This is a genomic window from Streptomyces sp. NPDC107454 (assembly GCF_055582885.1).
This window is the reverse complement of the sequence record NZ_JBVJPA010000001.1, coordinates 551,424-575,542: the sequence shown is the minus strand read 5'-3', so window position 1 is coordinate 575,542 and position 24,119 is coordinate 551,424. Positions and strand designations below refer to the sequence as shown.

General features: G+C 71.7%; 18 protein-coding genes. 8 read left to right on the top strand and 10 right to left on the bottom strand.

Annotated elements, in window-relative coordinates; genetic code table 11:
• The first annotated feature begins 47 nt into the window (after window positions 1-47).
• Window positions 48-728, top strand: coding sequence for a DUF4232 domain-containing protein (locus ACZ69M_RS02485; RefSeq protein ID WP_470046059.1), 681 nt, complete (start codon window positions 48-50; stop codon window positions 726-728).
• A 21-nt stretch (window positions 729-749) separates the two neighbouring features.
• On the opposite strand, the gene ACZ69M_RS02480 is transcribed toward ACZ69M_RS02485, so the two are convergent.
• A complete protein-coding gene (locus tag ACZ69M_RS02480; RefSeq protein WP_470046058.1) occupies window positions 750-1,658 on the bottom strand; it encodes a sulfite exporter TauE/SafE family protein in 909 nt (302 codons plus the stop codon).
• Window positions 1,659-1,905: 247 nt separating this feature from the next.
• Here ACZ69M_RS02480 and ACZ69M_RS02475 point away from each other — a divergent pair, with 247 nt between their 5' ends.
• Complete coding sequence (locus ACZ69M_RS02475; protein WP_470046369.1) at window positions 1,906-4,890, top strand: beta-galactosidase; 2,985 nt, start codon at window positions 1,906-1,908, stop codon at window positions 4,888-4,890.
• Here ACZ69M_RS02475 and arfA read toward each other — a convergent pair.
• From arfA to ACZ69M_RS02430, 9 genes are all read right to left on the bottom strand, one after another.
• Window positions 4,887-6,392 (bottom strand): arabinosylfuranosidase ArfA, encoded by a 1,506-nt coding sequence (arfA, locus tag ACZ69M_RS02470; protein WP_470046057.1) that lies wholly within the window; start codon window positions 6,390-6,392, stop codon window positions 4,887-4,889. The genes ACZ69M_RS02475 and arfA overlap by 4 nt on opposite strands.
• Window positions 6,393-6,460: 68 nt before the next feature.
• On the bottom strand, window positions 6,461-7,429 hold the full coding sequence (locus ACZ69M_RS02465) for an arabinan endo-1,5-alpha-L-arabinosidase (protein ID WP_470046056.1): 969 nt from the start codon (window positions 7,427-7,429) through the stop codon (window positions 6,461-6,463).
• 21 nt (window positions 7,430-7,450) lie between these two features.
• Entirely contained in the window at window positions 7,451-8,308 is an 858-nt protein-coding gene (locus ACZ69M_RS02460) for a carbohydrate ABC transporter permease (RefSeq protein ID WP_054233582.1), read from the bottom strand.
• Window positions 8,305-9,255: a carbohydrate ABC transporter permease gene (locus ACZ69M_RS02455; protein WP_470046055.1), complete on the bottom strand. Its 951-nt coding sequence runs from the start codon at window positions 9,253-9,255 to the stop codon at window positions 8,305-8,307. The genes ACZ69M_RS02460 and ACZ69M_RS02455 overlap by 4 nt, the downstream gene beginning before the upstream one ends.
• Window positions 9,252-10,610 carry an extracellular solute-binding protein gene (locus ACZ69M_RS02450; protein WP_470046054.1) on the bottom strand — a complete coding sequence of 453 codons (1,359 nt, stop codon included), beginning with the start codon at window positions 10,608-10,610 and terminating at the stop codon, window positions 9,252-9,254. The genes ACZ69M_RS02455 and ACZ69M_RS02450 overlap by 4 nt, the downstream gene beginning before the upstream one ends.
• Before the next feature lie 173 nt (window positions 10,611-10,783).
• Window positions 10,784-11,677: an SMP-30/gluconolactonase/LRE family protein gene (locus ACZ69M_RS02445; protein ID WP_470046053.1), complete on the bottom strand. Its 894-nt coding sequence runs from the start codon at window positions 11,675-11,677 to the stop codon at window positions 10,784-10,786.
• Window positions 11,674-12,450: an IclR family transcriptional regulator gene (locus ACZ69M_RS02440; protein ID WP_352045775.1), complete on the bottom strand. Its 777-nt coding sequence runs from the start codon at window positions 12,448-12,450 to the stop codon at window positions 11,674-11,676. The genes ACZ69M_RS02445 and ACZ69M_RS02440 overlap by 4 nt, the downstream gene beginning before the upstream one ends.
• 161 nt (window positions 12,451-12,611) lie before the next feature.
• Window positions 12,612-13,856, bottom strand: a complete 1,245-nt coding sequence (locus ACZ69M_RS02435) for a PucR-like N-terminal domain-containing protein (RefSeq protein ID WP_067370541.1) — start codon at window positions 13,854-13,856, stop codon at window positions 12,612-12,614.
• Window positions 13,857-13,891: 35 nt separating this feature from the next.
• The gene (locus tag ACZ69M_RS02430; RefSeq protein WP_167552120.1) at window positions 13,892-14,044 is read right to left on the bottom strand and encodes a hypothetical protein; all 153 of its coding nucleotides are present in this window, start codon (window positions 14,042-14,044) and stop codon (window positions 13,892-13,894) included.
• Window positions 14,045-14,340: 296 nt separating this feature from the next.
• On the opposite strand from ACZ69M_RS02430, the gene pgfA reads away from it, so the two are divergent.
• The 6 genes from pgfA to ACZ69M_RS02400 all read left to right on the top strand — a co-directional run bounded on the left by pgfA (window position 14,341) and on the right by ACZ69M_RS02400 (window position 24,114).
• The gene (gene pgfA, locus ACZ69M_RS02425) at window positions 14,341-15,318 is read left to right on the top strand and encodes a cell envelope lipid trafficking protein PgfA (protein ID WP_470046052.1); all 978 of its coding nucleotides are present in this window, start codon (window positions 14,341-14,343) and stop codon (window positions 15,316-15,318) included.
• A 229-nt stretch (window positions 15,319-15,547) separates the two neighbouring features.
• Window positions 15,548-16,699 carry a glycosyltransferase family 4 protein gene (locus ACZ69M_RS02420; protein ID WP_470046051.1) on the top strand — a complete coding sequence of 384 codons (1,152 nt, stop codon included), beginning with the start codon at window positions 15,548-15,550 and terminating at the stop codon, window positions 16,697-16,699.
• A gap of 5 nt (window positions 16,700-16,704) precedes the next feature.
• Complete coding sequence (locus ACZ69M_RS02415; protein ID WP_403687953.1) at window positions 16,705-17,484, top strand: class I SAM-dependent methyltransferase; 780 nt, start codon at window positions 16,705-16,707, stop codon at window positions 17,482-17,484.
• The gene (locus ACZ69M_RS02410; protein ID WP_470046366.1) at window positions 17,481-21,947 is read left to right on the top strand and encodes an alpha-(1->3)-arabinofuranosyltransferase; all 4,467 of its coding nucleotides are present in this window, start codon (window positions 17,481-17,483) and stop codon (window positions 21,945-21,947) included. Before ACZ69M_RS02415 ends, ACZ69M_RS02410 begins: the two co-directional genes overlap by 4 nt.
• Window positions 21,944-23,347, top strand: a complete 1,404-nt coding sequence (locus tag ACZ69M_RS02405; protein ID WP_470046050.1) for a condensation protein — start codon at window positions 21,944-21,946, stop codon at window positions 23,345-23,347. The genes ACZ69M_RS02410 and ACZ69M_RS02405 overlap by 4 nt, the downstream gene beginning before the upstream one ends.
• Window positions 23,344-24,114, top strand: a complete 771-nt coding sequence (locus ACZ69M_RS02400) for a class I SAM-dependent methyltransferase (RefSeq protein WP_470046049.1) — start codon at window positions 23,344-23,346, stop codon at window positions 24,112-24,114. Before ACZ69M_RS02405 ends, ACZ69M_RS02400 begins: the two co-directional genes overlap by 4 nt.
• Window positions 24,115-24,119: the final 5 nt, after the last annotated feature.

Here is a 24,119-nt window from a genome sequence, read left to right as displayed (position 1 = left end):
ACGAGTGTCGGTGAGAGACCGGCGCCTGAACCACTTCGGGGGACTTCATGTACGGCATCGGTATCCGCAGAGTCGCGGCGGCGATGGTGACCGCGTCGGCGGCCACCCTGCTCATGACCGCGTGTCAGCCGGGCGACAGCCCGACGGGGGCGGGCTCTTCGCCGTCGGGCGCTCCGGTCAAGCCGGCGGCGTCCACTTCCACTTCCACCTCCACCTCCACCTCCACACCCTCCACACCCGCCACGTCCGGCTCCCCGACGCACACCGCGGCGCCGTCCACCGGTGCGAAGGCCTGTGGCCTGTCGGGTCTCAAGGCGTCCATGTACCAGGCCGCGGTGCGGCCGGACGGTACCGGGACCGGAGCGGCGATCGTCGAGTTCACCAACGTGTCCGGCAAGGCGTGCACCGTCCAGGGGTATCCGACCGTGGCGGGGGCGGGCAACGGTTCCCCCGAGAAGAACCGTCCGCTCAAGGTGACCACGACCGGGGGCGTGTCCACGGTGAAGATCGCGGCGGGCGGGAAGGCGTGGGCGAAGCTGACGTTCGTGCAGGTCCAGGGTGAGGCCGACGGCTACTGCAAGTCCGGAGCCACGCCCGCGAGCTACCCGACGCTGGTGGTGGGTGTCCCGGGGGCCGGGGCGCACCAGGTCGCGCTGACGGACGGTGTCATCGCCGAGTGCGACGACAAGGTGACGGTCACCGCCCTCTCGGCGGCCAAGCCCTCCTGACCCACCCGCCCCGCCCGTTCCTCAGACCGCGACCGGCTGCCGGTCCTCCGTCACGGTCTCCTCCGTCCTCTCCCTCCGGTACGCGCGGATCGAGTACGTCAGGGCCCCGGCCCACAGCGCGTACAGGAGGGCGTGGACGAGGGCGCCGACGGTCCCCGACGCGTGGACCCAGTCGCTCTTCAGGAGCGTACGGACGTTGGTGACGACGATGACGCCGCCGACCGCGGAGCCCAGCACGCGCGGCGGCACCAGGCGGACCAGCCAGGCGGCGACGGGCGCGGCGACCAGGCCGCCGAGGAGGAAGGCGAGGACCCAGGTCCAGTTCAGCCCCTGGGAGCCGAGGGAGAAGAGGAACCCGAGGCTGGCGGCGATCGCCACCAGGAACTCGCTCGTGTCGATGGAGCCGATCACCTTGCGCGGCTCCATCCGGCCGCTGGCCAGCAGAGCGGGCGTGCCGACCGGGCCCCAGCCGCCCCCGCCGGTCGCGTCGAGGAATCCGGCGACCAGGCCCAGCGGGGCCAGGAACCGCTTGCGCAGGGGCTTGCCCAGTTGGCCCTTGGGCATGCCGCGGAAGGTGAAGCGGGACATCACATACAGGCCGAGGGCGAGCAGGATCAGGGACATGACCGGCTCCGCGACCTCCGTCGAGAGATTCGACAGGGCCGTCGCGCCGAGGAAGGACCCGACCGCGCCCGGCACGCCGATCCTCGCGACCACCTTCCAGTCCACGTTCCCGAAGCGCCAGTGGGAGGCGCCGGACATCAGCGTGGTGCCGATCTCGGAGAGGTGGACCGTGGCCGACGCCGCGGCCGGGTTGGTGCCCATGGCGAGCAGCAGCGTGGTCGAGGTGACGCCGTAGGCCATGCCCAGGCTGCCGTCGACCAGCTGGGCGCCCAGGCCCGCGAGGGCGAGCAGTATCAGCGTGCGCATGGGGTCCGTTCCGTCGTCCCTGCTCTCCCACCGGTCCGGCAGGAATGAACGGGACGTGACGGTAGGCGCCGAAGCTGAGGAGAGCCTGAGGGCGGGATGAGGAACGCGATGTCCGCCGGGTGGCCCCCTGTGCCGCCCGTACCGCGTCATCCGCGTGATCCGCCCGCGCCGAGATCCTCATACAACCCTCGTGGGACGCACCGCTGTGGACAATGGCCGCACCCTCCGTGTCCTCGAAAGGCCCCGCATGGTGTTGAGCAGACGTACCTTCAGCGCACTCGCCGGCACCACCGCGCTCGGCCTCACGCTCAGCGGGAGCGACGGCGCCTTCGCCCGCGCGAGCGCCCCCACCGGCCCGGCACCGGAGCCGCCCGGCGCCGACGGCACCCGCCACACCGTGGGCTTCGACTCGTACTCGATGCTGGTCGACGGCAGACGGGTCGTCCTGTGGTCCGGCGAGGTCCACCCCTTCCGGCTGCCGAGCCCCTCCCTCTGGCGGGATGTCCTGGAGAAGCTGCGCGCCCACGGCTACAACACCATCAGCGTCTACGTCTCCTGGAACTACCACTCCCCCGCGCCCGGGCAGTACGACTTCACCGGCGTCCGCGACCTCGACCTGTTCCTGCGCACGGCCGCCGAGACCGGCCTGTACGTGATCCTGCGGCCCGGCCCGTACATCAACGCCGAGGTCGACGCGGGCGGCTTTCCCGGCTGGCTGACCGCCACCCGGGGCACCGCCCGCACCTCCGACCCGACCTATCTGTCGTACGCCGACGAGTGGCTGACCGCCGTGAACCGGATCGCGGTCCGGCACCTCTACACCCATGGCGGCGGCACGATCGTCCTCTACCAGCTGGAGAACGAGTACGCGAACAACGTCACCAGCCCCCGCGGGCTCGACTACATGGCCCATCTCTACGCCAAGGTCCGCGCCGACGGCATCGACGTGCCGCTCTTCCACAACGACAAGGGGCGCAACGGGTACTGGGCGCCGGGAACGTTCGACACGGGCGGCGAGACGGGCCGCTATCTGTACGGCTTCGACGGCTACCCCTCGCCTCTCTCACCGCCGCCCGACTGGGGCTACTACGGCATCGGCGGTACGAAGGGCGGCTCGACGGCGAGTCCCCGAACACCGGGGCTGCTGGCCGAGTTCGGCGGCGGCTGGTTCGACCCCTGGGGCGGGGTGGAGTTCGACGGGAAGGGATACGCGGAGTCGGCGCGGACGCGCGACGCGGCGTACGAGCGGCGTTTCTACCTCACCAACCTCGCCAACGGCATCAAGATCCACAACGTCTACATGACGTTCGGGGGAACCTCCTGGGGCTGGCTGCCCGCGCCGGTCGTCTACACCTCGTACGACTACGGCGCCGCCCTCGACGAGGCCCGCAGACCCACCCCCAAGCTGGTCCCCATGCACCAGCTCGGGCAGCTCCTGCACTCCGTGCCCGACCTCGCCAAGCTGGACCGGGCGGCCGACATCCAGGTCGGCGCGCGTGACGGCGCGTCGGGGGCGGACGCCGGGATCACGGCGTACCACCTGGTCAACCCGGACACCGAGGCGCACTTCCACATCCTGCGCAACGACCGGGCCGACGACGTCGTCGCCGCCGTCCCCCTCGACGGAGTGAACGATCCGCTACCGGTGCCGGTCCCCGGCCTCGACGCCCGGCTGCTCGCCACCGGTCTCCCGCTCGGTCGGCGGACGTTGAGATACTCCAGCGCCCAGCCGATGCTGTGGCTCACCGCCGGACGGCAGGACATCGCCGTGTTCACGGGGCGCAAGGGGGAGGCGACACGGACGGCCGTCGAGTGCGCGAGCGAGCCCACGGTCACCGTGCTGGAGGGGAAGGCCGGCCACGCGTACACCTCCGGAGCGCTCCGCGTCGACGCCCGACTGGGCGGTCTGACCCGGGTGTTGGTGGAGGGCGGCGGCACGGACGCCCCTCTTCTCCTGCTGCTCGCCGACGACGAGACGTCCGTGCGGCTGTGGCGCTACGACACCCCGTCGGGGCCCGTGCTCGCCTACGGCCCGGCGCTCCTGCGCACCGCCGCCCTGCGCGACACGGCCGTCCATCTCACCGGGGACACCGTCGAGGCGGCCGACCTGGAGGTGTGGGGGCCGCGCGGGATGAGTGAAGTGGTCTGGAACCAGGGCACGTTGAAGGTCCGGGCGACCACCTCCGGGAGTCTGCGGGCCGAGCAGCGGTTGCCCGGGGTCGCGGCCGTTCACCTTCCCGCGCTGGGCGACTGGCGCTTCCAGGCCGAGAACCCCGAGTCGGACGCCGAGTTCGACGACTCCGCCTGGAAGGTCGCGGACAGGACCTCCTCGTACAGCACCACCCCCGTACCGGCCGGGCAGCCCGTTCTCTTCGCCGACGACTACGGCTTCCACTACGGAGACGTCTGGTACCGGGGGCGCTTCACGGACGCGGGCGCCGCCGAGTCGGTGTCCCTCTCGTACGTCACGGGCACGCAGGGGCTGCTGATGGCGTGGCTGGACGGGAAGCCGCTCGGCACGCACCGGATGCCGGTGCCGGACAAGTCGACGGTGCGCCAGGGCACGTGGTCCGCCACGGCCACCTTCCCCGTGCGGTACGGGAGCGGACCGCACGTCCTCTCCGTCCTCGTCCGCCGGATGCAGCACGACATGGACGGCGCGGCGAAGGACACGCACAAGGCCGCACGAGGCCTCACGGCGGTGACGTTCGCCGGGGCGAGCCCGGCCGTCACCTGGCGGATCCAGGGCGAGGCGGCGCCCGACCCGGTGCGCGGACCCCTCAACCACGGCGGGCTGTACGGGGAACGGCAGGGCTGGCATCTGCCGGAGTTCGCCGACGGCGGCTGGAAGGCCGTGGACTTCCCGCGGGCGGCGCGCGGGCAGGGAGTCGCCTGGTACCGCACCGGGTTCCGGCTCGCGATCGACCCGGGCGTGGACGCCTCCATCGGGCTCACCCTCACCGACGACCCGGCCCGCGCCTACCGCGTCCAGATCTTCCTGAACGGCTGGAACATGGGCCAGTACGTCAACGACGTCGGCCCCCAGCACACCTTCGTCCTCCCCGGCGGCGTCCTGCGCACCCGGGGCGCCAACACCCTGGCTCTCGCCGTACTGTCCGACGGCACCACCCCGGCCGGTCCCGGCGAGGTGAAGCTGACCCTGATGGGCAGCGCGGCCGGAGGCGTACCGGTGACCCCGGTGGACTCCCCCGGCCGCGCGCACGCCCGTTAGCCGAGCCGGATCATGTTCCAGGACAGCGGCTCCAGGACGGCGGTCAGGGTGCCGTCGTCCTGGAGGGTGGCGCCCTCGACGGGGTGCGGGGTGACCCGTTCCTGGTCCTGAAGGGTGTTGCGGGCGTCGGGGTCCGCGTCGGCGACCGCGCTGTGCTCGACGACCGTCGTCAACCCCAGCCGGTTCAGAGCGACTTCGAGCGGCAGCGGCTCGGTCTGGCTGCGGTTGACCGCGAAGACGGTGACCGAGCCGTCCTCGGCACGCACGGCGGTGGCGTGCAGCAGGTCGACCTCCCCGTACTTCTTCGTCTCGTACGTCGGCGACACCGCGCGGACGTCGAGGACCTCCCCGCGCCCGTACGTCGCCGCCTGTGCGAACGGGAAGAACGTCGTCTGCCGCCAGGCCGCGCCGCCCGGCTCCGTCATGATCGGCGCGATGACGTTGACGAGCTGGGCGAGGCAGGCGACGGTCACCCGGTCCGCGTGCCGCAGCAGCGCGATCAGCAGGGAGCCGAAGACGACCGCGTCCGTGACGCTGTAGACGTCCTCCAGGATGCGCGGGGCCTCCTGCCAGTCCTCGACCGGATGCGGGTTCGGCCGGCTCTGGTACCAGACGTTCCACTCGTCGAAGGAGAGGTTGATCTTCTTCTTCGACTTCAGCCGGGCGCCGACGTGGTCACAGGTCGCCACCACGTTCTCGATGAAGGACTCTGTGTCGACGGCGGAGGCGAGGAAGGAGTCGCGGTCGCCGTCGGTCTCCTCGTAGTAGGCATGCAGGGAGATGTAGTCGACGAGGTCGTACGTCTCGGCCAGCACGGTCGCCTCCCACGCGGCGAACGTCTCCATGCTCTGTCCCGACGATCCGCACGCGACGAGTTCGAGGTCCGGCTCGATCTGGCGCATCGCGCGGGCGGTCTCGGCGGCGAGACGGCCGTACTCCTCCGCCGTCTTGTGGCCGGTCTGCCAGGGCCCGTCCATCTCGTTGCCCAGACACCACAGGCCGATGCCGAACGGCTCCTTGTCGCCGTGCGCCACCCGCAGGTCCGAACGGGCCGTCCCGCCCGGGTGGTTGGCGTACTCCTGGAGCTCCAGGGCCTCGGCGACCCCGCGCGTGCCGAGGTTGATCGCCATCATCGGCTCGGCCTGGGGGCCGATCTTCCTCAGGAAGGCGATGTACTCGGACAGGCCGAAGCGGTTGGTCTCGGTGGAGCGCCAGGCGAGGTCGAGGCGGCGGGGCCGTTCCTCCGCGGGGCCCACACCGTCCTCCCAGTTGTAGGCGGAGACGAAGTTGCCGCCGGGGTAGCGGATGGCGGTGACGCCCAGTTCGCGGACCAGGTCCAGTACGTCGGTGCGGAGGCCTTCGGCGTCGGCGGAGGGGTGGCCGGGTTCGTAGATGCCGGTGTAGACGCAGCGGCCGAGGTGTTCGACGAAGGAGCCGAAGAGGCGGGGGTTGACCTCACCGACGGTGAAAGCGGGGTCCAGGGCGAAACGAGCGGTACGCATATTTTCCTTCCGGAGGTTCAGTTCTGTCTGCGGGTTCGATGTGGCTGGTCGCGCAGTTCCCCGCGCCCCTAAAGGAGGTCCGGCCAGCCGTCTTTCGTCCAGCTGAGCCTGTTCAGCCCCAGCTTGGGCGTGCCGTTGTCGTCCGCGTCGTAGTAGTGGTACGCCAGCCAGTCCTGGCCTCGGTCGTGGAAGACCGACTCGCCTCCGGTGCCGACGTACCTGCCGTGTCCGGCCAGGAACAGGTCGCCGCCGCCCTCCAGCATCGGCTTGCCCGTGCTGTCCGTGTAGGGGCCGGTCACCGTCGTCGACCTGCCTACCCGGATCTTGTAGGTGGAGTTCACGCCCGCGCAGCACGCGTCGTAGGAGGCGAAGAGGTAGTAGTAGCGGCCGTGTTCGACGATGTACGGGCCCTCGACCGCGTACGGGGCGTCCGGGCGGGTGGCCAGGTGCTCCACGGGTGTGTCCGCGATCGCCTTGCCGGTGCTGGGGTCCAGTTCGACCATGCGGATGCCCGTCCAGTACGAGCCGAACGCCATCCAGAGCTTGCCGTCGGCCCGGATCACCGCCGGGTCGATGGCGTTCCAGGCGTCGGTGGTCTGCGAGGTGAAGGCCGGACCGTGGTCGGTCCAGGTGCCGGGCATGCCCGTCTTCGACGTGGCCACGCCGATCGCCGAGTGGTTGGTGCCCCAGGAGGAGACGGCGTAGTAGAGCCAGTAGCGGCCGTCCCGGTAGGAGAGGTCGGGGGCCCAGGGGTCGGCGGTGGAGTTGTAGTCGTACCACCAACTCGGGGGTGTGGTGAAGGCGTTGCCCGCGTCGTCCCAGTGGTGAAGGTCGGTGGAGAGGCGGGCTCCGATGACGCCGCCGGTGGAGTAGGCGACGTAGCGGCCGTTCTTGAGGTGGGTGACCGTGGGGTCGTGGATGATCTGCTGGCCGGTGAGCGGGAGGGGGTCGGGGTAGGTGACGTCGGCCGACGCGGTGGCCGGAAGCAGGGCGATGGTGGCCGCGGCGAGCAGCGCGGCGAGTCTGAAGCGCTTCAACTCACACTCTCCTCAGGGCTGTTACTGGCCGGCCAGACCCGTGTGGGCCACACCCCGCACGATCTGGCTCTGGAAGAAGACGAACACGACGATCAGCGGGAGTCCCGCGATCAGGCCGCCCGCCATGAGCTGCGGCCAGACGATGCCGAAGGCGTTCTGCACGGTGGCGATGCCGTTCGGCATGGTCATCAGGTCGGGGTTGTTGGTCACCATGTAGGGCCACAGGAAGTTGTTCCACGAGGCGATGAAGGTGAAGATCCCGACGGCCGACAGCGAGGGCTTCGAGAGCGGCAGGACGAGGGTGAAGAAGATCCGCCAGCGGCCCGCGCCGTCGATGAACGCCGCCTCCTCCAGCTCGCGGGGCAGCGACTGGAAGAACTTGTAGAGGATGTAGACCATCGCGGCGGGGGCGCACTGAGGCAGGATCATGCCCCAGTAGGTGTCGACCATGCCGAGCGACTGCACGGTGGTGAAGAGCGGGACGCCGAGGATCGCCGGGGAGAACATCAGGCCCGCCATCGTCACGGCCATCAGGACGGACTTGCCGCGGAACTCGGTGCGGGCGAAGCCGTATCCGGCGAGGGAGGCGACCAGCAGCACGATGAAGGTGACGCAGACCGACACGACCAGCGAGTTCACGAACCAGTTGGGGATGTTGCCGGCCTCGAAGACCTTCCGCCAGGAGTCGAGGGTGAAGTCCTTGGGGATCCAGTGCGGCGAGGCCACGGATTCCGCCGGGGTCTTGAGCGACGTGGACAGGGCCCACGCCAGCGGCGCCATCCAGATCACGGACAGGGCGAGGGCGACGACCGTCAGGGCGATCTGCGCGGGCGTCCAGGTGCTGCGGGGTTTACGGAGGGTGGGAGACGGCGTGGTCATCGGGAGATGCCCTCCTCTCGGCTGCGGAGCAGCCACATCCGCCCGAGGGCGACGGCCGCGATGATGAGGAACAGGACGAAGGAGATCGCGGAGGCGTAGCCCACGCGGTAGCTGGTGAAGCCCTGTTCGAGGGTGTACTGGACGAAGGTGCGGGTCGATTCCTCCGGCCCCGGGCCGAACTGGTACATGACCACCGCCTGGTCGAAGACCTGGAGCGAGGCCAGGATCTGCAGCGCGATGACGAGGCCGGTGATGTTGCGCAGGTTCGGCACGGTGATGTGGAGCATGCGCTGGAAGGCGTTCGCGCCGTCCAGCTCGGCCGCCTCGTAGAGGTGGTGGGGGATGTTCTGGAGGGCGGCGAGGAAGAGCAGGAAGGAGAACCCGACCGTCCACCACAGGGTCGCGACGACGACGGCGAGCAGGGCCGTGGACTTCTGGGTGAGCCAGGGGGTGGTGAGGCCGAGGACGTGGTTGACCATGCCGTTGGTGGGCTGGAACAGCCACCACCACAGGTTGCCGATGACGGCCGAGGGCAGCAGGAACGGCGCGAAGAAGCACAGCCTCCACAGCCACTTGAAGTGCACGGTGTGGTGGGCGATCAGCGCCATCAGCAGGGCCACGACGACGATGCACGGGACGACGTACAGGGTGAACTGGACGCTGTGCCACAGCGAGTTCCAGACCAGGTCGTCCTTGAGTGCCTCGCGGTAGTTGGCGAGGCCGACGAAGCCGGTGTGGTCGCCGGAGATGTTGGCGTCGGTGAAACTGAGGTAGAGGCCGCGGACGACCGGCAGCAGCACGAAGAGCCCGTACAGGACGAAGAACGGGGCGACGAACCAGCCGCCGTGCTGGAAGCGGCGGCCCCAGCGCACGCGGGCGGAGTCGGCGGCGGCGGTCGCGCGGGGACGCAGGGTGGTGGCGGCGACGGTGCTCGTGGCGCTGCTCATGCGCCTGCTCCCTTCAGCTCCTGGGCGGCCGTCCTGCCGTCCATGGGGTTCTTCATGGCGAGCAGTTGCTCCAGGACGGACTTCATGCGGCGGGCCGCCGCGGCCGGCTTCGCGGAGCCGAGGTTGGAGGAGGCGACGACCGGGCCGACGCGCTGCGCGAGGACGCCGGTGGAGCCGGCGAACCAGATGTGCGGTTCGGTGGCCGGGTGCTCCATGGCGGGCCTGGAGTACTCGCTCTGCGGGCTGAGCTTGAGGTAGGCGGGGTCCTTGAAGGTCGGCAGATAGGCGGGGACATGGCCGCCGATGGCCCAGGTGGTGGCGTGGGTGACCATGTAGGCGGCGAGCCGGTAGGCGCCCTCGTCGGCGGCGCCGCCCCGGCCGGACTGGTGGGGCAGGATGAAGGAGTGCGACTCGGCGTGGGTGGCCGGTTTCCCGAACACCGGGGGCAGCGGCTGGGCGCCGAAGTCGAGCTTCTCGCCGTTGAAGTACGGCACCGACCAGTTGCCCTCCCAGGTGAACGGCGACCCGGCGAGGAACGCCTCGCCGTCGGCCTCGCCGACGGTGACATAGCCGTCGGTCACGTGCTTGCGGAAGAACTCCAGGACCTCGGTGGCCTTGTCGGTGTCGAAGGTGACGTCGGTCTGGTCGTCGTTGAAGTAGCCACCGCCGAGTTGCTGGTAGAAGGCGACGAAGAACCACCAGGCGAAGTTCTGGTCGTTGGCGTGCAGGCCGAGGGTCTGCTGCCCGTTCTTCAGCTGCTTCTTGGCCGCCTTGAGCATGCCGAACCACTCGTCGGTGGAGCCGGCGGCCGGCAGCCGGCCGTCGGCGTCGAGCAGCCCGGCCTTCTTGCAGACGTCCTTGCGGTAGAAGCAGAGCTGGACGTGGATGTCGAGGGGCAGGGCGTAGAGCTTGCCGCCGACGATGCCGCGCTTCCACAGCACGGGGTTGAAGTCGGCCTTCCGTACGCCGTACTTGGCCAGAAGGCCGATGTCCCAGGGGTCCAGGAGGCGGCCGGGCGCGAACCCGGGGACGCGGCCCTGGTGCATGACGGCGAGGTCCGGTGCGCGGTTGCCGGCCGCGGCCATGGCGAGCTTGGTGTAGTAGGGGCCGCCCCAGGTCAGGGTGGAGTCCTTGACCGCGATGTCCGGATGTTCCTTGCGGAAGGCGTCCACCATCGCGACCTGGTTGGTGCCGTCGCCGCCCTGGAAGAGGTTCCAGTAACGGACTCGGGTGCGCGAGCTGGAGGCGAGCGCGTCCGCGCCGGTGCCGAGCGCGGCGAAGCCGAGGCTGCCCGCGACGGTCAGACCGCCCAGCGCGGCCAAAACGTTCCTGCGGTTCAGGTCAGGTCGTCCCATGCCCTGCCTTCACTGTTCGAGATTTCGATTAGTGCTCGTAACTTCGAACGGGACCGTAGATAGGAAGCGCTTTCTCGTCAATGGTTTGCACAAAAATCGAAGGTCCCCGTCGGGTGGTCGACGACCGGACGGGGACCTGCGAGGGGAGAACGGGGACCTACGAGGGAAAACCGTCAGCCGGCGAACAGCGGCTGCGGCAGGCCCTTCCCCGCGCCGGGGACGACGAGCACCGAGCCGGAGAGCGGATGCGGCGCCTCCAGGCCCGTACGCGCCGTGGTGATGTACAGGTCGGTGAGGTCCGCGCCACCGAAGGCGCAGGCGGTGGGGCGCGGAACGGGAAGTTCCACGACCCGGTCGAGCTCGCCGTCGGGTGTGTAGCGGCGGACCGCTCCACCGTCCCAGAGGGCCACCCACACACAGCCCTCGGCATCGACGGTGAGCCCGTCGGGCCACCCCGCGCCCTCTTCGATCACGGCCAACGGCCGCCTGTTGAGGGGCGGTCGGCCGTCACCCACGTCACCTGCGTCGAAGACGTCGACGCGGCGGGTCGGGGAGTCGATGTAGTACATCAGCCGGCCGTCCGGGCTCCAGCCCGTTCCGTTGCTGACGGCGACCTCGTCGAGGAGCGGGGTGACCGTGCCGTCGGCGGCGATCCGGGACAGGGTGCCACCGCCCGGGGCCTCGTCGTAGCGCATGGTGCCGAAGAGCAGCGAGCCGTCAGGGGCGACCGCGGCGTCGTTCGCGCGGCGGCCCGGGACGGGGTCGTGGTGCAGCCACCGGAAGCCCTCGGCGCCGCCGTACGTCGCCACGCCGTCCCGGAGACTGACGACCAGGCCGCCGCCCGCGCGGGGCTTGGCGGCGCCCACGTGCTGCTCGGTGACCATGACCGTGCGCCGCCCGGAGACGGGGTCGTACGTGTGGACCCGGGAACCGAGTATGTCCACCCAGATGAGGCGCTGCGCGTCCGGATCCCAGGTCGGTCCCTCACCGAGAGCCGCCTCGGCGCGGATCGCGACGTCGAAGGCCGTGCTCCCCGCACGACCGGCCGTCCCGCTCGCCCCGGTCATCCCACCACGCTCCGGTGGCCGAGCCGCTCGGACAGCTCGACGGCGCCCTTCGCGGCGAGCTGCTCCAGTTCCACGCGGCGCTCGTCGCTCCAGCGGATCATCGGTACGGAGATGGAGAGCGCGGCGACGACCTGACCCGTACGGTCGCGCACCGGGGCGGCGACGCAGCTGACGTCCGGGTTCGACTCGCGGCTCTCCACGGCGACGCCGCGGCGGCGGATCTCGGCGAGGGCCTCGCGCAGGGCGCCCGGCTCGGTGATGCTGTTCGGCGTCATCCCGACCAGGTCCGCGTCGTCCGGGATACGGGAGGTCAGCTCGACGTCGGGGAGCGAGGCGAGCAGCATCTTGCCGACGGAGGTGCAGTGGGCGGGCAGGCGCCGGCCCGCCGCGGACACCATGCGCACGGCGTGCGTGGAGTCGACCTTCGCGATGTAGATGACGTCCGTGCCCTCCAGGATCGCCACGTGGACGGTCTCGTCGCAGGTCTCGGCGACGGAGCGGGCGACCTGCTGGCCCTCCGCGGCGAGGTCCAGCTGCTCGGCGTACCGGCTCCCGAGCTGGTACGGGCGCACACCGAGGCGGTAGCGTCCCGGCTGGCCGGGAACCTGCACGATGTACGAGCGGGCGGCGAGCGTGGTGACCAGCTCGTGCACCGTCGTCCGGGGAAGCTGGAGCTTGCGCACGATGTCGGGGGCGGAGAGCGTCCCGTCCCCGTCGAGGAAGAGCTCGAGTATGTCGAGAGCTCGGGTCACGGCAGGTACGAGGCGTCCCACAACCGGCCCCCTCCCTATGTTCGAAATTTCAACAGCCGATCGGCATGACGAACACAGGCTACTCATAGTGCTCTTGCACGGGCAATGGGTGGGTAACGGTGAGGTGCGAGGGGTGACAGTGCACTGACGCGCGGGCGGAGCCGGCCGCGCGCGACGGGAGGTCAGCGGCGGGGGTGGGGATCACCCAGCTCACCCCGGAGGCGCTGCGCGCGCAGGACCAGCTCCAGCTCGAACCGCCGGTCCGGATCGTCGATCTCGTCACCCCACAGCTCCCTGATCTGGCGGAGGCGGTAGCGGACGGTCTGGGGGTGGACACCGAGCCGCGCGGCCACCTCCGGCGCGCCTCCGCGCGTCTCCAGCCACGCCAGCAGCGTCTCCGCGAGACGCCGCCCGTGCGTCGGCCCGCAGTGCGCGAGCGGCGCCAGGCAGCGCAGGGCGAGATCGTCGATCAGCTCCTCGGGCTGGAGGAGCACCAGGGCCTCGGTGTGCTCGGTGCAGTGCAGCACCTCACCGCCGGGCAGCAGCCGCCGCTCCATCAGCCGGACCGCCGCGTCCGCCCAGCGCAGCGACTTCGCCGCGTCGGCCAGCGGCACCGGCGGCCCGATCGCCCCGGACCACCCGGTCAGCGCCCGGTGCAGCAGCTCCGGCCGCCCGGCGGCGTCCGGCTCGGGCACGACCATCCGCGGCTGCTCGTACTCCATGTCGAGCAGCACCCCCTGCCCGACGGCGGGCGCCACGGCCTCCCGCGCCGGCCGCAGCAGCACCCCGACGGCGACCTTGTCCGGCAGAGGCCAGCCGATCCGCGCGGCCCGCTCGACGAGCGCCTCGGCCGGGTCGCCCCGGTGGTGGTGCTCGGCGAGCAGCAATTCCATCAGACGGCGCTGGAGGCGGAGACGCTCGCCCGCCTGCCGGGCCGCGGCCTCGGCGTAACCCCGTACGGACTGGTCCACCAGACCGTCCAGGTACTCGTATCCCGCGTCGACGAGCTCGTACATCGCCGGTGGCGGGATCTCGACCCGCTGCCCGATCTCCGCGAACCGGCGCCAGGCGAGGCGGACGCCCAGCCGGTAGATCGCCTGCAGTGAGTCGAGGCTGCGGCCGTGCAGTCCCTCGCCGCGGCCGAACTCCTGGAAGACCTCGGGGTGGACGCGAGGTCTGCCCTCCGCCGTCTCCAGGTGCTGCACGAAGACCTCGATGGCCCGGCGGATACCGACGAGGGCCATCGGCTCGCCGGAGTCGTCGAGGACGAGGGGCAGGTTCGGGTACTCGCGGCGGATCTCCCGGAGGATCTCCTCGGCGAGATCCGGCGCCTCGGCCAGGGCGATCGCCGCGAACTGCCGCACCTGGGCACGGGGAACGTCATGCCAGGCCGAGCGTATGGCGACGGTCCCGTGGCCGGCCTGCACCTTCCGGTCCGCCTCCGGCGCGCCCCGCGGCACGGTCAGTGCTCCTGGTCGGCATGTTCGTACGTGATCAGGGGGGTGTTCGGCTGATCGGGGGTCGCGTCGAGCAGCGCGACGATGCCGAGTGCGGCACCCACGGCGAGCGCGGCGGCGGCAGCGACCGTGAGTACGGCGGCGAGCAGTCTGGACATCGCAGGGTGAGCCTCTCTGTCGGAGGTCGTCCCCACCCGTTCCCGTGATCCGCGCAGCCCGCCACGCCGGTCCCGTCCGGCACGTCCTCAGTCTCGACAATGCATTGACACTCCGTCAAGGGTGCCCGTACGGTTCCCGGCCCATACCGCACGTGCACTTTCCCTCCTGGTGTCGACGCACCCGTATCACCGCGCTCCACCCGTATCACCCGCATCACCCGTGACCGGCCGTGATCAGCCGTCATCAGCCGTGATCACTCGTGCGTCGAGCCTCCTCACGCCCCTGGAGTGCCCGGATGCGCCGGAAACCCTCACCCTTCGCACTGGTCCTGCTCGGCCTCGGCACGTTTCTGCTCGTGCTGGCCCCGATGCTCGCGTGGTACGTGGAACCGCGGGCCGCCGTGAACCCCGTCGACATCGACACGACCGCCGTCTACACCGGCACGGGCGCCTATTTCGACACCGCGCAGATCCAGACCCTGTTCGACCAGCGGATCACCATCACCCAGCAGGTCAGAGGCGATGTCGCCGACAGTGAGCACAGCGGGCGCGCCGTCTGGGACGTGACGACGACGGTCGACACGGACAAGTCGCTGCCCGCGGCCGACCCGCACGACGCGCTGGAGTTCTTCCCGAACCGCTGGGTCACCGACCGGAAGACCAACCAGCCGGTGCACTGCTGCCAGGAGAACCCGCGCTTCGAGGGCGACGCCTACCTCAAGTTCCCCTTCGACGTGCGGAAACACGCGTACCGCTGGTGGGACAACTCCCTCGGCGCACCCATCACGCTGGCCTACCGGGGCACCAAGAAGATCCAGGGCTACACGGGTTACCGCTTCACCGGCACGGTCCCCCCGACGAAGATCGGCACCCGGCTGGTGCCCGGCAGCATCGTCGACCAGCCCGCCCGCCCCCAGGTGCTGGCCGAGGAGTGGTACTCCAACCACGGCATCGAGCTGGTCGTCGACCAGCGCACCGGCCGGGTGCTCTACGCCCAGGTCGGTCCGCGCAGGACGCTGCGCGCCCCGGGTTCCACCTACGACTCGACGCTGCTCCTGGACGCCGACAAGCTGGCCTTCACCACGGCCACCCAGAAGGACCAGGTGAAGCAGGCGAAGAAGGAGAGCGGTCAACTGCGCCTGCTGGGGCAGACGTTGCCGATAGGTGCCGGTGTGCTCGGGTTCGTCCTCGCCTCCTTTGGGGTCGTTTTGGTGGTACGAGGGCGACGGGATCCCGGTTCGTCCGGTAACTCCCCTTCGCCACTCACGATGTGATGGACTGTCAGCTCCACAAAGCCCGGAATTTGTCACCTCGGTGAGTAGCAGCTTCCCAGCGCCGGGCGAAAACTATCCACCCCCACCCGAGCACAGCCCGCCCACACTCCCGTCACAGCCGGTACCCGCATCCCCCACAGATCGGCAGATTCACCCTCGAAGAGACCGACCCGCCCTACGCCCCACCCCCCACACTGAGTTCCGCACCCTGAGACGAGTTGGAGCACCCATGCCCCAGCACGTGCCCTCCCCGCTGCGCGCCGCGGTCCCGCGCGACGCGCAGTCCCTCCCGGCGCTTCCCCCACAGCCGCGCCGCATCGTCTTCCTCGCCCACCGGGACCTGGGAAACCGGTCCGCGGGCGGATCCGAGATCCTCGTCGACCGGCTCGCCGAGGGACTGACCTCGCTCGGCCACCAGGTCACCCTGGTGTGCGGCGGGCCCGCCGCCTACCACGACTACCGGGTCGTCTCGGCGGGCGGCGACCTGGGCCACTTCCTGCGCGCCCGCTCCGCCTTCCATCGTCAGGTCGGCGGCTGCGACCTGCTGGTCGAGGTCTGCAACGGTATGCCGTACCTGGCGCCGCTCTGGCACCACGGCCCCACCCTGTGCCTGGTCAACCACGTCCACACGGACCTGTGGCGGATGCGGTTCGGCGGTCCGCTGGCGCCCGCCGCCCGGATCGGCCGAAGACTCGAACACTGGGCACTGGCGGGCGCGCAGCGCGGCAATCTGCTGGTCGCCGTCTCGCCGTCGACGGCCCACGCGCTGCGCGCGATCGGGGTGCAGCGGGAGCGCATCCGGGTCGTGCACAACGGGGTCGAGGAGCCGGGGCCCCGCGCCGAACGCTCGCCGGAGCCGCTGTTCGTGGCGATGGGACGGCTGGTCGAGTACAAGCGGATCGATCTGCTGCTGCGGCTGTGGGAACGGGTCCGCCCGGTCACCGGCGGCCGGCTGGTGATCGTCGGCGACGGTCCCGAGCGGGAGAGACTCCACCAACTGGCAGGCCCCGGGGTGGAGTTCACCGGCCGTGTCTCGGAGGCCGAGAAGCACCGGCTGCTGTGCGCCGCGTGGCTGCTGCTGCATCCCTCCGCCGTGGAGGGCTGGGGCCTGGTGGTCACGGAGGCGGCGGCGCGCGAGACCCCGGCGATCGCCTTCGACGTGCCCGGACTGCGCGACTCCGTGGCCGACGGCGAGACGGGTGTGCTGGCGCGCGGTGAGTCCTCCTTCGCGGCGGCCTGGTGCACCCTCGCCCTGTCCACCCACCGCCGCACCCTCATGGGCAAGTCCGCCCGCGACCGCGCGGCCCAGTACCGCTGGAACAACACGGTCCGCCAGTTCAGGGCGGTGGCCACGGAGGCGGCCACCTCCTGGCGGAGGTGACGCCCATGGACGGCGACCCCGAAATACCCCGCCGCGCCCCCGCCGAGAGCGCACCCCTCGCCTGGAAGGACCCCTCCTTCCGGCGTTCGTTCGCGCTGTTCCGGGCCTTCATGCGGGAGCAGGACGATCCCGAGGGCTGCTACTCGTTGCTGGCCCGTGACGCCGCCGACCAGGTCGAGGCGTACGGCGGCGTCGAGGGACGCACCGTCGTGGACGTCGGGGGCGGCGGCGGGTACTTCACCGCGGAGTTCCGGCGGCGCGGGGCACAGGCGTATCTCTTCGAGCCGGACGTACGGGAGCTGGGGGCGAAGCCCGACGGCTCGGCGGTCGTCGCGGACGGGTATCTGCTGCCGCTCGCGGACGGGGTCGCCGACGTCACCTTCTCCTCCAACGTCCTCGAGCACGTGGCCGATCCACAGACGTTCCTGAGCGAACTGGTGCGCGTCACCCGGCCCGACGGGCTGATCTACGTCTCGTTCACCAACTGGCTCTCCCCGTGGGGCGGTCACGAGTGGGCGCCCTGGCACTACCTCGGCGCGGAGCGGGCGCGGGCCCGCTACCACCGCCGTACCGGAAAGCCCGCCAAGCACACCCTCGGCGAGAACCTCTTCGCCGTGCACATCGGCCCCACCCTGCGGCAGGTGCGCGCCCGCGACGACGTCACGGTCGTCTCGGCGCGCTCCCGCTACTGGCCCATCCTCGCCTCCGCCGTCACCAGGGCGCCGGGGCTGCGGGAGTTCGCCACCTGGAACCTCCTCCTCATCCTCCGGCGGTGTCCACCATGACGACCACGGTCCAGGCTCCTCCCCCGGCGGCCGTCCGCCCCGTCTCGACCACGTCGGGCCCCCCGCACGGGCCACGGTCCAGGCGCTGGCTGCTGGGGTTCTGGGCCGTGGTGTTCGTGCTGTTCCTGGCCGTGCACCCCGGACGCATGACGTTCGACACCAAGCTCGGCGTCACGCTCGACCCCTGGCAGTTCCTGTCCGACCTGGGCCGGCTGTGGCACGACCGGGGCGGCTTCGGCGGCATCCAGGACCAGTACGTGGGGTACGTCTGGCCGATGCTGCCGTTCTACGGCCTGTGCAAGCTGATCCACCTCCCGGTGTGGCTGGCGGAACGGCTGTGGCTGTCGATCGTCGTGTCCGTCGCCTTCTGGGGCGCCCTGCGGCTGGCCGAACGGCTGCGGATCGGCAACGGTTCCTCCCGGCTGCTCGCCGCCGTCGCGTACGCGCTCTGGCCGGTCTTCACGATCGTCGTCGGCTCGACCTCCGCCGCCGCGCTCCCCGGCGCCTTCCTCCCCTGGGTCCTGCTCCCCCTCACCGACGAGCGCTACAGCGCCCGCGTCGCCGCCCTCCGCTCGGCGCTCGTCGTCCCCTTCATGGGCGGTGTGAACGCCGCGGCGACCCTCGCCTCGCTGCTCCCCGTCGGGCTGTATCTGCTGTCCCGTCCACGGGGGCCCCGGCAGCGCAGACTGATCACCTGGTGGGTACCGGGCGTGATCCTGGCGACGGCCTGGTGGGTGATCCCGCTGCTGATGCTCGGCGTCTACGGCGAGAACTTCCTCCCGTACGTGGAGACCTCGGGGACCACGACCGCCACCATGTCGGCCACGGAGTCCCTGCGCGGCGCCGGGAACTGGGTCGGGTACCTCCACTTCGGCGAGGCCTGGCTGCCGGCCGGCTGGACCGTCGCCGCCTCGGTGATCGTGATCGTCTGCTCGGCGCTCGCGGCGGGTCTGGGTCTCGCCGGGCTCGCCAGACGTGACATGCCCGAGCGCCGCTGGCTGGTCCTGACCGTGCTGTCGGTCGCGCTCCTCACCCTCGCGGGGTACGGCGGTGCGTTCGGCGCGCCCTTCCACGGCGTCGTCCAGGACTGGCTGAACGGCTGGCTGGTCCCCTTCCGCAACATCTACAAGTTCCAGACGGGCCTCGCCCTGGCGCTGGTGTTCGGCCTCGCGCATCTCGTCGGGGTCGCCGCCGAGCCACGCGGAGCCCGTCCCGTACGCGGCCGCCGCCACGCACCCCTCGTCGCGGCCGTGCTGATCCTGCCCGGCCTCGCCTGGCCGTACCTCAACGGGTCGATCCTCAACCCGGGTTCCTTCCAGCAGCTCCCCAAGTACTGGCAGACCACCGCCGACTGGCTGAAGAAGTACTCCCCCGACTCCCGTGCCCTCGTCGTCCCCGCCACCGCGCACGGCCTCTACACCTGGGGCTCCCCCATCGACGAGCCCCTCGACGTGCTCGCCGGCTCCCGCTGGGCCGAGCGGGACTACGTGCCCTTCGGCACCCCGGGCAACCGGCGCGCCATGGACGCCGTCGAGCAGGCGCTCATGACCGGCAGTGACGTGCCCGGCCTCGGGGACTACCTGAGCCGCGCCGGGCTCTACTACGTCGTCGTCCGCAACGACCTCGATCCGGACCAGGTCGGTTACGTCCCGACCCAGACCGTGAAGCGGACCCTGGAGCAGTCGGGCTACGAGCGGGTCACCGGCTTCGGACCGGTCGTGACCGGCGGCCGGATCGCCCACCACGCCCCGCTCCAGGTCGAGGGCCTCTACCCGCGCGAGCGCGCCGTCGAGATCTACGAACCGGCGAGCAACGGCGCGCCGCGGCCCGGGCAGGCCGGGCTGAGCGCCATCGCGGACACCGCCGTCGTCTCCGGCGGCCCCGAGGCGCTGCTGCCGCTGGCCGCCGACCCCTCGATGCGCGGCCGCCCCGCCGTCCTGACCGGCGACAACCATCCCGGCCTCGGCACCGCCGCGGTCCAGGTGGTCGGCGACGGGCTGCGGCGCGCCGACACCCGCTTCGGCCTGGTCGACTCCAACACCTCGTACACGTACACGCCCGACCAGCGCAACGACAGCGACAGCGCCCAGGACGCCGGCAAGAAGCCGCACCAGATCCTGCCGACCAAGGGCATCCAGCACCAGACGGTGGCCGAGCTGCGCGGCGCCCGCTCGGTGACCGCCTCCTCCACCGGCAACTGGCTGTTCCATCTCCCCCAGTACGACCCCGTGAACGCCTTCGACGGCAACCCCGACACCGCGTGGGCGGAGGGCGCGTCCGGTTCCGCGAACGGGCAGTGGCTGCGGATCCGCTTCGAGGGGTCCCTGGACCTGCCGAAGTCCTTCAAGGTCACCCCGCTGCCGCAGGACGGCATGCGGTCCGCGGCGACCCGGGTCCGGGTGGAGACGGAGAAGGGCTCCGCCACCAGCTATCTCGAGCCCAACGGCATGACCCAGTCCGTCAAGGCGCCCGCCGGATCGACGAGTTGGATGAAACTGACGATCGTCGGCTCCACCGCGCAGCGCACCGGCCTGACCGGCGCGGGCTTCTCCGAGATCGCCCTCCCGGACGTCCAGGTCACCCGCCTGCTGAAGCTCCCGACCGACGCCGCAGGGTCGGACGCCGCCGCCGAGATCGTCTCCCTGCACCGCACCACCGACCCCACCGGCCTCGCCCCCACGGGCACGGAGGCGGGCCTGCACCGCACCTTCTCCACCTCGACGGCGGGATCGTACGAGGTGCGGGCGAGCGCCGTCGCGATCACCGGCGACGCGCTCGACAAGCTGCTGTACGACGTCTCGCCCACGCAGCAAAGCCGCATCGTCGCGACGGCCGACTCCACGACGGACCTCGGCCCCGGCCTCGACGCGCGCAATCTCACGGACGGCAACCTGACCACGGCCTGGATCGCCGGGGACAGGCCGACGATCCATCTGAGCTGGCCCGACAAGAAGCCCGTCTCGTCCATGGTCCTGGCCGCGGCCGGAGGCCTCTCCACCCGCCCGACGAAGATCGAGATCCGCTCCCCGGACGGGGACACCGTGGCAGGCGTCGACGAGAACGGCTGGGCCCGCTTCGACCCGATCACCACGAACCACCTCGACATCACCGTCACCGAGACCGCGCCCCTGACGCTCCACAACCCGGTCGCGGGCGCCGACCTGCAACTGCCGGTCGGGCTGACGGAGGTGTACCTCCCGGACCTCGCCGAGTACCGCACCACACAGGCCCTGGACACGCGGGAGTTCTCGCTGCCCTGCGGCAAGGGCCCGACGCTCGCGGTCGACGGGAAGCTGTACGCGACGGGCGCGAAGGGGACGGTGGGGGATCTCACCGAACGGCGGCCGGTCCAACTGACGCTCTGCCAAGAGGGGTCCTCGAACACCGAGTTGGCCTTCGGATCCGGTTCGCACCGGGTCGAGGCGGGCGACGCCGGGCCCCTCGCGGTCACGGACGTCACCCTCACCCGTGGGACGGTCGAGGCCGTCGCCGGTGCCGGACGCTCCCTGCGGATCGTGGACTGGCTGGGCGACCGCCGCGAGGTGAAGGTCGGCTCCGGCGCCGCCTCGTACCTCACGACGTACGAGAACTACAACGACGGCTGGCAGGCCACGCTGGGCGGGAAGAAACTGACGCCCGTGCGGCTCGACGGCTGGCAGCAGGGCTGGCGGATCCCGGCCGGCGCGGGCGGCACGGTCAAGTTGTCGTACGAGCCCTCGACGACGTACGAGGCCGGGCTGATCGGCGGCGGGGTCGGCGTGGCGGCTCTCGCGGGCCTCGTGCTGTGGCGCCGCCGTGAGGACAACCCCGACGAGCCGCAGCCGGCGGCGCCGGACGCCGGGCTCTGGCTCGGCACGGTGGCGCTCACCCTGGTGGGCGTGGTCATCGCGGGACCCTTCGCGCTGCTGGTCCCCGCGCTGGCGCTGCTCGCCTGGAAACGGCACGCGCTTCTCGTACCGATCGCGTTCCTCGCGCTCACCGGGGCGGGGATCGCGGCCGCCACGGGCGCCGGGTCGCCGCCGGGCGCGAGCGAGGGTGCGTTCGGGCCCGCGGCGCAGTTGCTGGCCCTGATCGGGCTGTTCGCCGCGCTGGTGAGCGTCCAGGAGCCGCCCGGCGCGGCGCCCCGGGGCTCCCGCCCGGTTCCCCCGCCCCCGGGCTCCCAGGCCCCGACGGCACCACTCCCCCGACGCCGCCGGGGCGAGAACGGCGGCCCCGGAGCCGAGTCCCCGACACCGGCCCCCGGGCCCGACCGTGCCTCCAGCCCGACCATCTCCGCGCGCGGCCCGGGTTCCGCCCCGCGCGAGGCGGGCGCGGGCGGCACGGGTGCGGGTGAGGCGGTCGCGGGTGAGGCGGGTGTCGGCGCGGCGGGCGCGGGTGAGGCCGATCCGCCCACCGCGCGGATCGCCTTCCGCAAGGCGGGGAACCCGGCGGACGACGACACGGGAAGGGGCGAACCCCGATGACCGCGCTGGAGCACCCGGCACGGGACGGTACCGACGGACCGTCCCGGCCCGCCCGCGTGCCGTTCCCCGTCGTGGACGAGGTCGCCCGGCACTGTCTCCAGGAGGAGGAACCCGAGACCGTCCACATCGAGGTCCACCTCCCCGGCCATCTGGACCCCGCCCGCCTCACCACGGCGTTCACCGAGGCCCTGCACCGTCACCCCCGCATCCTCATGCGCGAGGCCGCGGGCCCCTGGTACCGCCGCCGCTACGAGTGGGAACTCACGCCCGATCCGGACGTGGAGGTCGTCTCCTTCCCGCCCCCGGGCCCAGGCTCCCTCCAGCACGCACGGACCCGCGCCCTGCTGACCGCCCCGCCGCTGACCGCCTCACCGCCCGTCCGCCTGGAGGTGGTCGACGGCGCGGGCCCGCCCGTCGGCAGCGAGGCGACGGACGCGGTGGGCACGGCGCCGCGTCGAAGCGCCGCGCCGCGCACCCACACCGGCCCCCGGCCCAAGGGCACCGTCCTCTTCCTCACCGTCAACCACACCGCCCTCGACGGCCCCGCCTGCCTCCGCGTCCTCGCCACCGCCGCGGAGCTGTACGGCGGCAAGGACAACTCCCCGACCGCGCCCCCCGTACGACCGCCCGAGGCGGCGGCGAAGGCCGTACAGGTCGACACCCCGTCCACCTGGACCCCGCCCGCCCGCGTGGCCCACGGCACCCCGGAGCCCTCCCCCGGAAACGGCCTCCTCGTCACCGAACTCGGCGTCCCGCACCGCCCCAAGGGCTCCCCGTACACCGTGAACGACCAGCTCATGGCGGCCACCGCCCTGATGATCACGCACTGGAACAGGGAACACGGCGCCCGCCCGCGCCCCCTGCGCATCACGATGCCGGTCGACGACCGCCCCCGCGGCACGGACATGCCCATCGGCAACGGGACACGACTCGTCGAAGTCCCCTTCAAGGTCGAGGAGTTGGACGCCGGGCGGATGGGCGAGCTGCTGCGCCGCACGGCGGAACGCACCCGCGCGCTCAAGTCGCTGCCCCGGCCCCAACTCGGCCACGGCGCGGCCCTCCTGACCGCCCCCGTGGTCCCGGTCGCCTGGCGTGCCGCCCTCACCCGGGGCCTGCGCCGCGCGGCCGGCCCCTGGACGTCGACCACGCTGCTGAGCAACATCGGCCGCATCCCGTACGCGCTGGACTTCGGCGCGGAGGCGGGCCGCGCGCACGCGGTGTGGTTCTCGGCGCCCGCCCGGACGCCCCGCGGCCTGACCGTCACCACGGCGTCCACCGCGGGCCGTCTGCACGTCGCCCTGCGCTGGTCGCGCACCCTGCTCAGCCACGGCGACGGCGCCCACCTCCGCGACCTCTTCGAGCACTATCTGCACGCGACGGAGGAGGACGGCCCCCTATGACGCCCACGACCTCGACCCCGACCGCCGGCTCGGCGACGGCAACAGGCTCCGCCCGCCGGGGACTTCGCGACTTCTACGAGGATCCGGGCGTCCCCGTCGCCTCCGGAACCCCCCGCAGCCTCCGCCAGGCCCGGATACTGGCCGCCGCCCTGGGCCCCGCCACGGCCGGCGCGCGGACCGTGCTGGACATCGGCTGCGGCGACGGCACCGCCGCCGCGACCGCCGCACCCCTGCTCACCGGACACCGTCTCATCGGCGTCGACTGGTCACAGGACGCCCTCAGACGCGCCCACGCCCGGCTGCCGTACGCGATCCGCGGCGAACTCAGCGACAGCGGGCTGCCGTTCGCCGACGCCTCGGCCGACGCAGTCCTGTTCAGCGAGGTCATCGAGCACCTCGTGGACCCGGACAGCGCCCTGGACGAGATCCGCAGGGTCCTGCGCCCCGGCGGCCACCTGATGCTCTCCACCCCGAACCTCGGCGCCTGGTACAACCGCGCCCTGCTGCTCGCCGGTGTCCAGCCCGTCTTCTCGGAGGTGAGCCTGCGCGCGATCCACGGCCGCCCGGGGCGGGAGGTCGTGGGCCATCTGCGGCTCTACACGGCTCGCGCGCTGCGGGAGTTCGTGACCGCGGCGGGCTTCGAGGTCGTAGGGCTGAGCGGGGCGCCCTTCCACGGCGTACCGCGTCCGCTGCGCCCCCTGGACCGACTGGCCTGCGTGGCGCCGGCCCTCTCCTCCATCCTGCTCCTGCACGCCCGAAGGACGTAGCCCAT